Source organism: Bradyrhizobium sp. Mp19, from assembly GCF_029952935.1.
GTDB lineage: Bacteria > Pseudomonadota > Alphaproteobacteria > Rhizobiales > Xanthobacteraceae > Bradyrhizobium > Bradyrhizobium elkanii.
In genome coordinates this window covers 20,682-35,224 of sequence record NZ_JASAUT010000022.1, presented here as the reverse complement: position 1 = coordinate 35,224, position 14,543 = coordinate 20,682, and the positions used below count along the sequence as shown (strand labels likewise).

General features: G+C 64.8%; 16 protein-coding genes. 6 read left to right on the top strand and 10 right to left on the bottom strand.

Annotation, left to right across the window (positions count from 1 at the left end):
* Positions 1–16 precede the first annotated feature (16 nt).
* Both QJT82_RS23260 and QJT82_RS23255 read left to right on the top strand, forming a co-directional pair.
* Positions 17–577 carry a DUF2244 domain-containing protein gene (locus QJT82_RS23260; protein WP_028341751.1) on the top strand — a complete coding sequence of 187 codons (561 nt, stop codon included), beginning with the start codon at positions 17–19 and terminating at the stop codon, positions 575–577.
* A 107-nt stretch (positions 578–684) separates the two neighbouring features.
* Positions 685–1,578, top strand: coding sequence for a bifunctional helix-turn-helix domain-containing protein/methylated-DNA--[protein]-cysteine S-methyltransferase (locus QJT82_RS23255; RefSeq protein WP_281446657.1), 894 nt, complete (start codon positions 685–687; stop codon positions 1,576–1,578).
* Positions 1,579–1,747: 169 nt separating this feature from the next.
* Here the strand turns inward: QJT82_RS23255 and QJT82_RS23250 are convergent, their stop codons facing one another.
* The 8 genes from QJT82_RS23250 to dnaK all read right to left on the bottom strand — a co-directional run bounded on the left by QJT82_RS23250 (position 1,748) and on the right by dnaK (position 8,869).
* Entirely contained in the window at positions 1,748–2,371 is a 624-nt protein-coding gene (locus tag QJT82_RS23250; protein WP_028341753.1) for a 2,3-bisphosphoglycerate-dependent phosphoglycerate mutase, read from the bottom strand.
* A 47-nt stretch (positions 2,372–2,418) separates the two neighbouring features.
* Entirely contained in the window at positions 2,419–3,231 is an 813-nt protein-coding gene (dapB, locus tag QJT82_RS23245) for a 4-hydroxy-tetrahydrodipicolinate reductase (RefSeq protein ID WP_028341754.1), read from the bottom strand.
* A gap of 65 nt (positions 3,232–3,296) precedes the next feature.
* The gene (locus tag QJT82_RS23240) at positions 3,297–3,599 is read right to left on the bottom strand and encodes a DUF1330 domain-containing protein (protein ID WP_028335765.1); all 303 of its coding nucleotides are present in this window, start codon (positions 3,597–3,599) and stop codon (positions 3,297–3,299) included.
* A gap of 21 nt (positions 3,600–3,620) precedes the next feature.
* Positions 3,621–4,331 (bottom strand): orotidine-5'-phosphate decarboxylase, encoded by a 711-nt coding sequence (pyrF, locus tag QJT82_RS23235; protein ID WP_028341755.1) that lies wholly within the window; start codon positions 4,329–4,331, stop codon positions 3,621–3,623.
* A 6-nt stretch (positions 4,332–4,337) separates the two neighbouring features.
* The gene (locus QJT82_RS23230; RefSeq protein WP_028341756.1) at positions 4,338–4,916 is read right to left on the bottom strand and encodes an NAD(P)H-dependent oxidoreductase; all 579 of its coding nucleotides are present in this window, start codon (positions 4,914–4,916) and stop codon (positions 4,338–4,340) included.
* A 51-nt stretch (positions 4,917–4,967) separates the two neighbouring features.
* Positions 4,968–5,570 carry an rRNA adenine N-6-methyltransferase family protein gene (locus tag QJT82_RS23225; RefSeq protein ID WP_028341757.1) on the bottom strand — a complete coding sequence of 201 codons (603 nt, stop codon included), beginning with the start codon at positions 5,568–5,570 and terminating at the stop codon, positions 4,968–4,970.
* A gap of 99 nt (positions 5,571–5,669) precedes the next feature.
* A complete protein-coding gene (gene dnaJ / locus QJT82_RS23220; RefSeq protein ID WP_028341758.1) occupies positions 5,670–6,797 on the bottom strand; it encodes a molecular chaperone DnaJ in 1,128 nt (375 codons plus the stop codon).
* Between the two features lie 170 nt (positions 6,798–6,967).
* Positions 6,968–8,869 carry a molecular chaperone DnaK gene (dnaK, locus tag QJT82_RS23215; RefSeq protein ID WP_026192053.1) on the bottom strand — a complete coding sequence of 634 codons (1,902 nt, stop codon included), beginning with the start codon at positions 8,867–8,869 and terminating at the stop codon, positions 6,968–6,970.
* 566 nt (positions 8,870–9,435) lie between these two features.
* On the opposite strand from dnaK, the gene QJT82_RS23210 reads away from it, so the two are divergent.
* The 4 genes from QJT82_RS23210 to QJT82_RS23195 all read left to right on the top strand — a co-directional run bounded on the left by QJT82_RS23210 (position 9,436) and on the right by QJT82_RS23195 (position 12,537).
* Positions 9,436–10,371, top strand: a complete 936-nt coding sequence (locus tag QJT82_RS23210; protein WP_028341759.1) for a hypothetical protein — start codon at positions 9,436–9,438, stop codon at positions 10,369–10,371.
* 84 nt (positions 10,372–10,455) lie between these two features.
* A complete protein-coding gene (pncA, locus tag QJT82_RS23205) occupies positions 10,456–11,166 on the top strand; it encodes a bifunctional nicotinamidase/pyrazinamidase (RefSeq protein ID WP_259245060.1) in 711 nt (236 codons plus the stop codon).
* Positions 11,167–11,188: 22 nt separating this feature from the next.
* Positions 11,189–12,043, top strand: a complete 855-nt coding sequence (locus QJT82_RS23200; RefSeq protein ID WP_028341761.1) for a helix-turn-helix domain-containing protein — start codon at positions 11,189–11,191, stop codon at positions 12,041–12,043.
* A 68-nt stretch (positions 12,044–12,111) separates the two neighbouring features.
* Positions 12,112–12,537: a VOC family protein gene (locus tag QJT82_RS23195; RefSeq protein ID WP_028341762.1), complete on the top strand. Its 426-nt coding sequence runs from the start codon at positions 12,112–12,114 to the stop codon at positions 12,535–12,537.
* 39 nt (positions 12,538–12,576) lie between these two features.
* On the opposite strand, the gene grpE is transcribed toward QJT82_RS23195, so the two are convergent.
* Positions 12,577–13,182, bottom strand: a complete 606-nt coding sequence (grpE, locus tag QJT82_RS23190; RefSeq protein ID WP_028341763.1) for a nucleotide exchange factor GrpE — start codon at positions 13,180–13,182, stop codon at positions 12,577–12,579.
* Positions 13,183–13,347: 165 nt separating this feature from the next.
* Positions 13,348–14,436, bottom strand: a complete 1,089-nt coding sequence (hrcA, locus tag QJT82_RS23185; RefSeq protein WP_016841498.1) for a heat-inducible transcriptional repressor HrcA — start codon at positions 14,434–14,436, stop codon at positions 13,348–13,350.
* Positions 14,437–14,543: the final 107 nt, after the last annotated feature.

Below are 14,543 nucleotides of genomic sequence, written 5' to 3'. Positions count from 1 at the left end.
GATATACTGATACGTCATGACCGCAGGCAACGACTTTGATCCGGGCGAAGACCTCAGGGCCGATGACCTCGCGGCTGATGCCGCGGAGGCCGAGCCCAAATTGTTCTCGGCATTGCTGACGCCGCACCGCTCGCTGAATCGCACCGGCTTTATCGTGCTGATGTCGTTCGTCACCGCGGTCAGCTTCATCGCCGGCGCGGTGTTCTGGTGGCTGGGCGCCTGGCCGATCTTCGGCTTTTTCTGCCTCGACGCGCTGGTGATCTATTGGGCGTTCAAGGTCAATTTCCGCACCGCCAAGGCGAGCGAGGAAATCACCGTCACGCCGTCGGAACTGCGGGTGCGCAGGATCAGCCATCGCGGCCATGTGGTGGAATGGGTGCTCAATCCGCTCTGGGTGCGGTTCGAACAGATCTCGCATGAGGAGTTCGGCATTGAGCGGCTCTATCTGGTCTCCCGGGGCCGCCGGGTCAGCGTTGGCAGCTTCCTGGGCCCGGACGAAAAGGCAAGTTTTTCCAAGGCCTTGACGGCGGCGCTCAACGCCGCGAAACGCGGCCCGACCTACAACCCCATCCGCTAGGTCTTGTTTGAGCATGATCTTTTCGGAAAACCGGTCTCCACTTTTCCGGATCATGCTTGTCAGAAATCGGGTGGTTTGGAGGCGCCATGGCTCCTAAATCAGACACCATGATGACACTCGCCATACACGATCAGCGCCTGGCCAAGCCGGGCCTCCAGAGCGCCGCGCTGCGCGACTATGACTCGGTTCGGCGCGCCATCGCGTTCATTTCGGAGCATTGGCGCACGCAGCCGACCATCGAAGCGATGGCCGATGCCGCCGCCGTCACCCCGGATGAACTGCACCATCTGTTCCGGCGCTGGGCCGGGCTGACGCCGAAGGCCTTCATGCAGGCGCTAACCCTTGACCACGCCAAGAACCTCTTGCGCGATTCCGCCAGCGTGCTCGATGCGGCACTCGACTCCGGCCTGTCAGGGCCGGGACGACTGCACGACCTGTTCGTCACGCATGAGGCGATGTCGCCGGGCGAATGGAAGACCGGCGGCGGCATGACGCTGCGCTACGGCTTCCATCCCTCGCCGTTCGGCACCGCGATCGTGATCGCAACGGATCGCGGGCTTGCGGGGCTTGCCTTCGCCGATCACGGCGACGAGCAGACCGCATTCGCCGACATGAAGCGGCGCTGGCCGAACGCGACCTATGTCGAGGACACCAACGGCACCACCGCATTGGCGCAGCGCGTGTTCGATACAAGATTGTGGCGGGCGGACCAGCCGCTGCGCGTCGTCTTGATCGGCACCGACTTCGAGGTGCGGGTGTGGGAGACGCTGCTCAAGGTCCCGATGGGCCGCGCGGTCAGCTATTCCGACATCGCCTGCAAGATCAACAGCCCGAAGGCCTCGCGCGCGGTCGGCGCCGCGGTCGGCCGCAATCCGGTGTCGTTCGTGGTGCCCTGCCATCGCGCACTCGGCAAGAGCGGCGCGCTGACCGGCTATCACTGGGGCATCACCCGCAAGCAGGCCATGCTGGGCTGGGAAGCCGGCCAGGTGGGATTGCACTGATCGTCTGCAAGCGACAAACGAAGCGTGCGGTCTCTTACCGTCACCCTGAGGAGCGCGCTCTTGCGCGCGTCTCGAAGGGTCGACGGCCACCAGCGGGGCCGATTCATCCTTCGAGGCTCGCTCCGCTCGCGCCTCAGGATGACGGGTTGAGCGGAGTGATCGTCTGAGCCTACCCCGCCAGATCGACCTTGGACGCAACGGTGGAATCGGCATTGAGCCGATAGACCACCGGCGCGCCGGTCGCGAGCTCGCGCTTGAGGATCTGCTCCGGCGTCAGCTTCTCCAGCACCATGATCAGCGCGCGCAGCGAATTGCCGTGGGCTGCGATCAGCGTGCGCTGGCCGCGCAGCACGCCGGGCAGGATCTCCTGCACGTAATAGGGCAGCGTCCGCGCCAGCGTATCCTTCAGGCTTTCGCCGCCGGGCGGCGGCACGTCGTAGGAACGACGCCAGATCAGGACCTGGTCCTCGCCCCATTTCTTGCGGGCGTCGTCCTTGTTGAGGCCGGAGAGATCGCCGTAGTCGCGTTCGTTGAGCGCGAGATTCTTCGTGGTCGGCAATCCGGTCTGGCCGATCTGCTCCAGCATCAGCTTCAGCGTGTGCTGCGCACGGGTGAGATCGGAGGTGAACGCGACATCAAACGACAGGCCCTGCGCCTTCAGCTTGCGGCCGGCCTCGTTGGCTTCGTTGACGCCTTGCTCGGTGAGATCAGGGTCCTTCCACCCGGTGAAGAGGTTCTTCAGATTCCAGTCGCTCTGACCGTGACGAACGAGCACAAGAAGACGATCACTCATTTCAGATTCCGTTTTCGCTTAGCTGGATTTCATTCCGTCGAGCGGCGTCAGTCGCTCAACCCGAGGACATCGGCCATCGAATACATGCCGGGCTTCTTGCCATGCGCCCACAGTGCCGCCTTCAGCGCGCCCTGCGCGAACAGCGCGCGATCCTCGGCATGGTGCGAGAGCGTGATGCGCTCGGAGGGGCCGGCAAAGATCACGCTGTGATCGCCGGCCGCAGTGCCGCCGCGCAACGAGGCAAAGCCGATATCGCCCGCGCGCCGCGCGCCGGTGAGACCATCGCGACCGCGCGCCGAATGCTGGTCGAGCGCGATCTTGCGTCCCGCGGCCGCGGCTTCACCGAGCATCAAGGCGGTGCCCGACGGGGCATCGATCTTGGACTTGTGGTGCATCTCGAGAATCTCGATGTCAAAGCTCTGGTCGAGCGATTGCGCGACGCGCTTGACGAGCGCGGCGAGCAGATTGACACCGAGGCTCATATTGCCGGATTTCACCACAATGGCGCGGTTGGTCACGCTGCGGATCACCGCATCGTCGGACGGCGACATGCCGGTGGTGCCGATGACGTGAACGAGGCCGCGCTCGGCCGCGATCGCGACATTGGCGATGGTCGCGGCCGGCACGGTGAAATCCAGGATGCCGTCGGCGCCCGCCGACATCGACCACAGATCGGCCGACAGCTTGACGTCATTGGCGGGGAGGCCGGCGAGCACGCCGGCGTCCTTGCCGAGCAGCTCCGAGCCCGGCGCTTCCAGCGCACCGACCAGCACCGCCCCCGGGGTCTCGGAAATCACCCGCGTCAGCGTGCGGCCCATCCGGCCGCCGGCTCCCGCAACAATCAGACGCATGTCAGCCATGGCTCACCTCTCCACGCGATATAGCGAGCCAAGGCTGTTCCGGCAACCGAACCGGCCACCCGCGATCAGGGCTGCGGGCCGTCATAGCCCTCGATGATGATGAGGTCGGCGATCGAATGCGGCTGCCGCACCTTGATGTTGGCTTGGTATTCCGGGGAGTTGTAGCAGGCCATCGCGGTTGCGTAGTCGGGGAATTCGATCACGACATTGCGGGAGCGGCTCTCTCCCTCGACGCAGTTGAGCTGGCCGCCGCGCACCACATAACGGCCGCCGAACTTCTTGAAGATCGCAAGGTTGGCCACCGCGTAGGGCTTGTAGCCCTCGTCATTATGAACGTCGACGCGTCCAATCCAGTATCCCTTCGCCATCTCTGTTCTCCCTCTTGTTGTTCAGGCGAGCGCCTGGGCGATTTCGGCGTGAATGGCTTCGGCTGATGCCTTCGGATCGGCGGCTTCCATCACCGGACGTCCAACCACCAGATAGTCGGCGCCGGCGGCAATGGCGCGGGCCGGCGTCATGATGCGCTTCTGGTCGCCGGTCGCCGAGCCCGCGGGGCGGATGCCCGGCGTCACCAGGTTCATCTGATCGCCGACGATCTTGCGCAAGGCGGCGGCCTCCTCGGGCGAGCTGACGAGGCCGTCGACGCCAAGCGCCTGCGCCTGTTTGGCGCGCGCTTCGACGAGATCGGAGACGTTGAGGCGATAGCCCGCCGCATGCAGATCGGTGTCGTCGTAGGAGGTCAGCACCGTCACCGCGAGGATCTTCAGGTCGGAGCCGGCGCGCGCCTCGACCGCTGCCTTCATGGTCTGCGGGTAGGCATGCACGGTGAGAAAAGTCGCGCCGAGCCCGGCGACGCTTTCGACCCCGCGCGCGACGGTGTTGCCGATGTCGTGCAGTTTCAGATCGAGGAAGACCTTCTTGCCACTGCCTGCAAGCTGCTTCGCCAGGATGAGGCCGCCGGCATAACCGAGCTGATAGCCGATCTTGTAGAAGGTGACGGCATCGCCGAGCCGGTCGATCATCGCCTCGGCGCTGGCGACCGACGGCAGATCGAGCGCCACGATCAACCGGTCTTTTGGAGCGATCCTGGCTGGCTGCATGTCACCTCACATCATGCGTTGGGATTGGTCGATCAGCTGCCGCACCAGCGCCCGCATCGCGTCGATGTCGGCCTGGTGCTTCAGATGATCCATATCGTCGTAGGCCTGCTCGGCGAATGACAGCGCGAGCTGGTTCGGGATCACGGTGGCGTGGCACGCCGTCAGGATCAGGCGAAGCGCGGCCAGCGCGCGGGTGCCGCCGAGCCGGTTGCCGGATGCGGCTGAAATCGCGAACGCGCGGCCGTGGAACACCTGACCTCGCACCTCATGCGGATCCTGCACGCGGCTCACCCAGTCGATCGTGTTCTTCACCAGCGCCGGCACCGAGGAATTGTATTCCGGCGTCACGATCAGCACGCCATGATGGGCGCCGATCATCCGCTTCAGATTCACGGCATGCTGCGGCACGCCGGATTTCGCCTGCAGATCGCCGTCATAGATCGGCAGCGGAAAATCGCCGAGCGAGATGCGGGTGACGTCGGCGCCGGATTGCGCCAGTTCGTACGCCAGCACGGCGGCCAGCTTCGCATTGAGCGAGCCTGACCGAAGCGATCCGGGGATCACGAGGATTTTCAGCGCGGACATCTTGAAATCGCAGGTATTGGGCGCAGGCCCAGCGCGACGGGCGCTGGGTGGTCAGCCCTTGCGATACACCCAGACCCGCGCCGGCGGAAGGTTCATCCAGATCCGCTCGGAGGCCTCTGTGGACACGCCCGGCAGCGACTTCGGAATCGGAGGCACCACCGAATAGGTGAACTGAATGAACGGCGCGCCGGGTGCGAGCGCCAGGAAGGCGTCACGGACCAGCCTCAGGCGGGTCAGCATCGGCTTGGTGACGAGCGGCAGGCCGGAGACCACGGCCGAGGCGGGAGATTTCAGCACCTCCCACACAGTATCGCGCAGCGTGTAGGCGTCCCCCTGGACGACCCTGGCCTGCGGATAGCGTTCGCGCAGCAACGCGCAGAAGCCGGGATTGTATTCGACCAGGACGAGACGCTTTTGATCGACGCCGTGCTCGATCAGCGCGTTGGTGATCGCCCCGGTGCCGGGTCCAAGTTCGATGACCGGCCCTTCGGCGTCGCGATCGACATATTGCGCCATGGTGCGGGCGAGCAGCCGTCCGGACGGCATCACCGCGCCCATATGCAGCGGCTTCTCCATCCATGAACGGAGAAATCGAACCTCGTCGTCGAGACGGAGGGGCTTCTTCGACGCACGCACGGACGATTGCAAAGGCATGTCGCTACCAGGCGGGGACCGCACAATCGAGCGGTTGTCAGAAAACAGTCACAAACACGTATAGATCGAAGTCGTTACGGTCAAGCATAACGACTGCGGCTAGACGGAGCGATTGCCAAAGAAGTCCTTGACCTTAGAGAAGAAACCCGCCGCCTCCGGCTGGGTTGCGCCGGACGAGAGTTTTTCGAACTCCATCAGCAGTTCTTGCTGCTTCTTGGTCAGATTTTGCGGCGTTTCGACCACGACCTGCACATACATGTCGCCGGTCTGGCGCGAACGGAGCACCGGCATACCCTTTGATGCGATGCGGAATCGCCGGCTGGACTGGGTGCCGGCCGGCACCTTCACCTTGGTCTTGCCCTTGTCGATGGTCGGCACCTCGAATTCGCCGCCGAGCGCTGCGGTCACCATCGAGATCGGCACGCGGCAGTGCAGGTCGGCGCCGTCGCGCTGGAAGAACTGGTGCGTGGTCAGCGACAGGAAGATGTAGAGGTCGCCGGGCGGTCCGCCGCGGACACCGGCCTCGCCTTCGCCGGCGAGACGAATCCGGGTGCCGTCCTCGACGCCCGGGGGAATGTTGACCGACAGCGTGCGGTCGCGCGTCACCCGGCCGGAACCGGCGCAGGAGGTGCAGGCATCCTCGATCATCTGGCCGCGGCCCTGACAGCCGGGACAGGTCCGCTCCAGCGTGAAGAAGCCCTGGGCCTGTCGGATACGGCCGGCGCCGCCGCAATGCGAGCAGGTCTTCGGCTTGGTGCCGGCCTTGGCGCCGGTGCCCGAGCAGGATTCGCAGGTAACCGAGACCGGGATCTCGATCTGCGCGGTCTTGCCCTGGAAGGCCTCCTCGAGCGTGATCTCCATGTTGTAGCGCAGGTCGGCGCCGCGCTCGCGGCCGCCGCCGCGGCGCTGCCCGGCCATGCCGAACAGGTCTTCGAAAATGTCGGAGAAGGATGAGGCGAAGCCGGCGCCGAAGCCGGGGCCGCCGCCGCCCATGCCCTGCTCGAAAGCGGCATGGCCGAAGCGGTCATAGGCGGCGCGCTTGTCGCCGTCCTTCAGCACCTCATAGGCTTCGTTGATTTCCTTGAACCGGACTTCGCTGGTGGCGTCGCCCGGATTCTTGTCCGGATGCCATTTCATCGCGAGCTTGCGGAAAGCCGATTTCAGCTTGGTCTCGTCCGCGTTCCGCTCAACCTCGAGGGTCTCGTAATAGCAGCGCTTGGTGGACATCCTTCAATTCCGTCCGAAGTTCATCGCGATCGCCGAAGCTTGCGCTCAGGATCGCGTCAAGGATTGCGCCTGTCTGGAAGATGCAGCGATCGCCTTAAAGAAAAATGACCCCCACTCCTCCGAGCCGCGGCGCGTACTCATTGGTGTGAGGGTCATGATCGCAAATCCGCTTAAGCAGACTTCTTGCTGTTCTTGTCGTCATCGACCTCGGTGAACTCCGCGTCGACAACGTCATCCTTGGCAGCGTCCTTGGCCGCATCGGCCTCGGCCTGCTGCTTGTACATGGCCTCGCCGAGCTTCATCGAAGCCTGCGCCAGCGTGTTGGTCTTGGCCTTGATCGCCTCGGCGTCGTCGCCCTTCAGCGCTTCCTTGAGGTCGCTGACGGCGTCTTCGATCGCGCGGCGCTCGGTGTCGGCGATCTTCGAACCGTGTTCGGCCAGAGCCTTCTCGGTCGAATGAACCAGGCCGTCGGCATGGTTCTTGGCGTCGACAGCCTCGCGGCGCTTCTTGTCCTCGGCGGCGTTGACCTCGGCGTCCTTGACCATCTTGTCGATGTCGGCCTCGGACAGACCGCCGGATGCCTGGATCCGGATCTGCTGTTCCTTGCCGGTCGCCTTGTCCTTGGCCGACACGTTGACGATGCCGTTGGCGTCGATGTCGAAGGTTACCTCGATCTGCGGCATGCCGCGCGGAGCCGGCGGAATGCCCATCAGGTCGAACTGGCCGAGCATCTTGTTGTCGGCCGCCATTTCACGCTCGCCCTGGAAGACGCGGATGGTGACGGCGCCCTGATTGTCTTCGGCGGTCGAGAACACCTGGCTCTTCTTGGTCGGGATCGTGGTGTTGCGGTCGATGATGCGGGTGAACACGCCGCCCAGCGTCTCGATGCCCAGCGACAGCGGGGTCACGTCGAGCAGCAGCACGTCCTTGACATCGCCCTGCAGCACGCCGGCCTGGATCGCAGCGCCGATCGCGACGACCTCGTCGGGATTGACGCCCTTGTGCGGCTCCTTGCCGAAGAACTGCTTCACGACTTCCTGGATCTTCGGCATGCGGGTCATGCCGCCGACCAGCACCACTTCGCCGATCTCGCCGGCGGTCAGGCCGGCATCCTTCAGCGCCTTGCGGCACGGCTCGATGGTCTTCTCGACGAGGTCGGCCACCAGCGCCTCGAACTTGGCGCGGGTCAGCTTCATCGTCAGATGCTTCGGACCGGTCTGGTCAGCCGTGATGAACGGCAGGTTGATTTCGGTCTGCGTGGTCGACGACAGCTCGATCTTGGCCTTCTCCGCAGCCTCCTTCAGGCGCTGCAAGGCAAGCTTGTCGTTGCGCAGGTTGATGCCCTGCTCCTTCTGGAATTCGTCGGCGAGATAGCCGACCAAGCGCATGTCGAAATCCTCACCGCCGAGGAAGGTGTCGCCGTTGGTCGACTTCACCTCGAACACGCCGTCGCCGATCTCGAGGATCGAGACGTCGAAGGTGCCGCCGCCGAGGTCGTACACGGCGATCGTGCCGGACTTCGACTTGTCGAGACCGTAGGCGAGCGCGGCAGCCGTCGGCTCGTTGATGATGCGCAGCACTTCGAGGCCGGCGATCTTGCCGGCGTCCTTGGTGGCCTGGCGCTGCGCGTCGTTGAAATAGGCGGGAACCGTGATGACAGCCTGCTCGACCTTCTGGCCGAGATGCGCCTCAGCGGTCTCCTTCATCTTCTGCAGAATGAAGGCCGAGACCTGCGAGGGCGAATAGGTCTTGCCATCGGCTTCGACCCAGGCGTCGCCGTTCGATGCCTTGACGATCTTGTAGGGAACGAGCTTCTTGTCCTTCTCGACCATCGGGTCGTCATAGCGGCGGCCAATGAGGCGCTTCACCGCAAAGAACGTACGCTCGGGATTGGTCACCGCCTGGCGCTTCGCCGGCTGTCCGACGAGGCGCTCGCCATCGTCGGTGAAAGCAACGATCGACGGCGTCGTTCGCATGCCCTCGGCATTCTCGATCACCTTGGCGTTCTTGCCATCCATTACGGCGACGCACGAATTCGTGGTGCCGAGGTCGATCCCAATGACCTTACCCATGGTTTTGATATCCTCTTTGCTACGGCAGGTTGGTTGGGCCCTGACGGCGCTCCGTACCGAACCCCCAGACGTTCACATACTCGCGATATTGCGACGGTGAGCCTGATATAGGAGAGAGGGTCCTGCCCGCAAGGACTGGACGCAACGTTGAGGCCTGAAAAGACTGACGTTTGAAAGATTGTGTCAGCCCGACTGCGGCGCCGGTTCAAGCCCGATCCAAGTTAACAAATCGGCAATGATGCGGTCAGCCGTCGACCGCGAACATCCGCTACACGACATCAGCGCTGTTGAGTGAACACTCACAAACGTCGTATGCGGAAGCGGGCGCAGGCCAAGGGCGCGCTGTTTGGCCGCTGGCGGCCGATCGTCGGAAACGTCGGGAAACTGGAAAGTGCCAGCCAATCGGGACGAAAAGCCCATGGAATCGGGCCTGCAGGCCCGGAGCGCGGCTTTGGCGGCCTGTTGCAGGGTCATCAAAACCGCTAAAAGCGGTCCGACTGAAAGAGGCCATCCAGCCCTGCACCGGCCCCGTTGCGCGGCCACCAAGCAAAACCGGTAGATCCCCCATGACGCCTTTCCGACTTCTCGTTGCGGTTGCCTTGCTGCTTGCTGCCACCTGTCGTGGCTTTGCCGCCGACGTGGTGTTTCCGCCGGGCGCGCATGTCGGGATGAAGCCGCTGGTGGGCCTCAACCGCGCCAAATCGTTCATCGGCTTCGAGACCGAGGACCAGGGCGTGAAGGTCCTGATCGCCGATCTGCCCGCGGACGCCTACAACGAGGTCGTGAGCGCCTTCAAGGCCAACCCGGCCGGTAGCGGAAACATCAAGCCGGAGAGCCTCGAGACGCCGGCCGGCCTTGCCTATTACACCGTGGAGAGCGCGCGCGACGGCACCACCAATGTGCGGCGCTATTCCATGATCCTGCCGGGACCGACCTTCTCCGGCTATGTCGCGGTGCAGGTGCCGGAGAACGCGAGCAAGATCTACACCGACGACGCCGTGCGGCAGATGTTCGCCACCGCCCAGATCCGCAACGAGGTGCCGGTCGACGAACAGCTCGGCATGATGCCGTTCAAGGTCACCGAGCTCAGCAGCTTCAAGAATGTCCGCATGCTGGCGCCGGGCGCGGCGCTGCTGATGGCCGACGGCGACGACAAGGGCCTTGAGACCAAGCCCTTCATGCTGCTTGGCATCATCGGCTCGGCCCCGGCCACACCAGATGATCGCGGTCGCTTCGCCCAGCAGATCGCCACCACCATCCCCGGCGTGCGCGACGGGCGGATCACCATGTCCGAACCGATCCGGATCGACGGCCAGCCCGGCTTCGAGACGCGCATCGACGCCGTCAGCGGCAAGGACAATACCCCGGTGACCATCGTGCAGTGGCTGCGGTTCGGCGCGCAAACATCGATGCGCATCATCGGCAGCTCCCCGCGCACCGATTGGGAGAAGGCCTTCCCGCGCTTCCGCGCGGTGCGCGACGGCATCCAGCCGCGCGGCTGACAGGCCCGCCGAAAAATCGGACTTTCGCAGCTCCACGAACGGAACTAGCCTCCTCGCACGGTTATCAGAGCGAGGAGGGGCGCGATGTTGGATCGACGACAGGTCGTTGCAGGGCTCGGTACGCTGGCGCTTGCGGCGCTGGTTCCAAAACATCTCTGGGCGGCTGCGATCAAGCCCGACGACGGCTCCGCGCTGCTCGTGATCGACGTCCAGAACTGCTTCCTGCCCGGCGGCAGCCTTGCGGTGAAGGACGGCGAGCAGGTGGTGCCGGTGATCAACCGGATCGCCAAGAGCTTTGCCAATGTGGTGATGACGCAGGATTGGCACACGCCCGGGCACATCTCCTTTGCCTCGACCCATTCCGGCAAGAAGCCGTTCGAGACCGTCGACCTTGCCTATGGCAAGCAGGTGCTGTGGCCCGACCACTGCGTCCAGGGCACCGATGGCGCCTCGCTGTCGAAGGAGCTCGCGATCCCGCAGGCCGGGCTGATCATCCGCAAGGGTTTTCACAAGGACGTCGACAGCTACTCCGCCTTCACCGAGGCCGACGGCAAGACAACCACGGGGCTCGCCGCCTATCTCAAGGCGCGCAACGTCGAGCGGGTTTTCGTGGCCGGGCTCGCCACCGATTTCTGCGTGGCATGGACCGCGCTCGATGCGCGCAAGGCCGGCTTCGAGACCTATGTGGTGGAAGATGCCTGCCGCGGCATCGACACCCAGGGATCGCTCGCCAAGGCCTGGGACGACATGGCCAAGGCCGGCGTCAAGCGTATCCAGTCCTCGGATATCGCGTAGGACGCTGCCTCGCGAGATCCGCATGGCCGAGCCTGCGTCACCCCTTGCATTCGATCTCGCGCAGCGCCTGCCATCGCCGCGCCTGGCGGGCCTGATCGTCCGGATCACCGGTTATCGCGAGACCGCGACGGGCCGGTTCGCACAACGGCAGACCGCGCCGCTGATCGTCCCGCTGATCATCAGTTTCGGCTCGCCGTTCCTGATCGCGCTGTCGCGCGAGCCCGGCGCGGCCGATCGTCAGCTCAGCTTCGCCGCCGGCCTGCATGCCGGGCCTGTCTACATCGAGTCCGACGGCCACGCTGCCTGCGTGCAGGTCGATTTCACCCCGCTCGGCGCCTACAGCTTCTTCGGCGGCGCCGTGACCGACCTGGTCGGGCGCATGGTCGATATCGACGATGTGCTCGGCCATGATGGCCGTCGTCTGCGCGAGCAGCTCGGCGCCGTGGCGTGCTGGCAGCGCCGCTTCGACCTGATCGAGGCGTTCGTGCTGCGCCGCGCCGGCCACATGCCGTCTCCCGAAGTCACGTTCGCCTATCGAAAACTGGCGCGTTCGGCCGGTGCTGTCAGCATCACGGCACTGGCCGATGAGATCGGCTGGAGCCGCAAGCATCTGGCCGGCCGGTTTCGGTCCGAGCTCGGCCTCGCCCCCAAATCGCTGGCGCGCATGATGCGGTTTCACCGGGCGAGCCGGCTGGCACAAAGCGGCGCCGCGCTTGGCTGGGCGGGGATCGCGGCGGAAAGCGGCTATGCCGATCAGGCCCATCTCGCCCGCGAGTTCGTCGAGTTCGCGGGCGAACCGCCAACCGCCTGGGCGCGCCGCCAGGCGCTGACCGACCGCCGGCTGGTTCACGCCGGCGATGGGCTGGCAGACTGGTAACAAACCTTCAAGCCGAGGCCGCGTTGCCTCGTGCAGGATGGCGCCGTCAGCCAAGGAGGTGAGCGACCATGACGCACGACATCGAACCGCCCCGCATCTATCCGACCCTGCGCTGCAAGGACGCCGAGGCGATGACCAATTGGCTCACGACGGTGCTTGGGTTCACCGAACACGTCGTCTACCGCGATGGCGGCGTGATCCATCACGCCGAGCTCGCCTATGGATCCTCGATGCTGATGCTGGGCCAGAGCCGTGACGACGCATATGGCCGGCTGGTCGGCGACCTCGACAACCGTCGCACGGACTCGATCTATATCGCCGTCGACGATCCCGACGCGCTGCACGCGAAGGTCAAGGCTGCCGGCGCCAAGATCGAGATGGAACTGCGAGACACCGACTATGGCAGCCGCGACTTCGCCTGCCGCGATCCGGAAGGAAATCTCTGGAGCTTCGGCACCTATTGGCCGAAGGCACACGAAAAGCCGCGACCGTGAGCCCGCGCAATCCGCGAGCTCACAAACAGGCAGCCGGGATCAGGCAGTGATGTCGGCGGTCGGGGCGGCCTTGGCGCCGCCCTTGGAGACGCCGACCAGGGCCGGGCGCAGGATGCGCTCGCCGATCATGTAACCGGCCTGCACGACCTGCACCACGGTGCCCGACGGCACCGACGGATCAGGCACCTCGAACATCGCCTGCTGGAAGTTCGGATCGAACTTCTCGCCGATCGGGTCGAACTTCTTGACGCCGTTCTTCTCTAGCGCGTTGAGCAGCGAACGTTCGGTCAGCTCGACGCCTTCGATCAGCGCCTTCAGGCCGGGATCGGCGGCTTCCTTGGTCTCGGCCGGCACCGCATCGAGCGCGCGCTGCAGGTTGTCGGCGATATCGAGCACGTCGCGGGCAAAGCCGGTGATGCCGTAGGTCTTGGCGTCGGCGACCTCGCGGCGGGTGCGCTGGCGGAGATTCTCCATCTCGGCCAGCGTGCGCAGCGTGCGGTCGCGCGCCTCGGCGAGTTCCTTGGTCAGCGCCTCGGCCGATCCGGCCTCGGGCTCGTCAGGCATGATGTAGGGCTTCGAGACCACGGGCTCACCCGTCGGCGCCGAATTCTCGGTGTTGTCATTGGCCCGGTTCGGATCGGTCATGGCTTGCCTTCTCGAAAACTCGCGTCGGTTCAAATCTTGGGGATTGCTTGCCGGGATATCGTGCTTTGGGCGGCGAAAATCAAGCGCAACATACCGGTCTCGGGAACTGGGATCTCCGGCTTGGGTGAAGAAAACCCGTCAAATGAAAGCGAAATCGCCCTCCGGTCAGCCGCCCAGCATCTTGCTGACGATGCGCGCCGCATAATCGACGGTCGGGATCACCCGCGCGTAGTTCAGCCGCGTCGGTCCGATCACGCCGAGGACGCCCACGATCCGGCCCTGGGCGTCGCCGTAGGGCGCGATGATGGTCGAGGAACCCGACAGCGAGAACAGCTTGTTCTCCGAGCCGATGAAGATCCGCACGCCCTCGCCGCGTTCGGCGCGGCCGAGCAGATCGATCACGCCGCGCTTGGTTTCGAGATCGTCGAACAGCGATTTGATGCGCTCGAGATCGTCGAGCGCATGCAGGTCCTCGAGCAGATTGGCGTGACCGCGCACGATCAGCTGGCGGTCCTCGTTCTCGCCGCCGGACCAGCTCGCGATGCCCGCCGCGACCACCTTTTGCGTGAGCTGATCGAGCTCGGCGCGGTTTTGCGTCAATGCCGTCTCGAGCTCGAGCCGCGCTTCAGCCAGCGTCCGGCCGCGAATCCGCGCATTGAGGAAGTTGGTCGCCTCGGTCAAGGCCGAGGATGGAACACCCGGCGGCAGCGCCAGCACGCGGTTTTCGACCTGGCCGTCTTCGCCGACCAGCACGACCAGCGCCTTCTCCGGCTCCAACCGCACGAACTCGATGTGCTTCAGCCGCGCATTCGACTTTTGCGTCAGCACCACCGCCGCGGCGCGCGTCAGCCCCGACAGCCGCGTCAGGGCTTCGCCAAGCGCGGCCTCGACGGATTGCGCGCGGCCGACGGCCGCAAGCTGGGTCTGGATCGATTGACGCTCGGCCTCGGTGAGGTCGCCGACCTGCATCAGCGCGTCGACGAAGAAGCGCAGCCCGAGTTCGGTCGGTAACCGGCCGGCGGAGGTGTGCGGCGCATAGATCAGGCCGAGCTGCTCGAGATCCGACATCACGTTGCGGACCGAGGCCGGCGACAGCGGTAATGCGATCAGGCGCGAAATGTTGCGCGAACCGACCGGCTCGCCGGTCGCAAGATAGCTTTCGACGATTTGACGAAAAATGTCGCGCGAACGCTCGTTGAGCTGGGCGAGCCCGGCATGCGGCGCGATCAGGCCAATCGGATCGTGGTGAGTCACACTCCAGTCCCTCACAATTACTGCATAATTTGTCGATCCGAGGGGCCGATGACAAGCATGCATTCGGCCCCGTCGTACAGGACCCTGCCGGGGCCGAAAACCCTTGC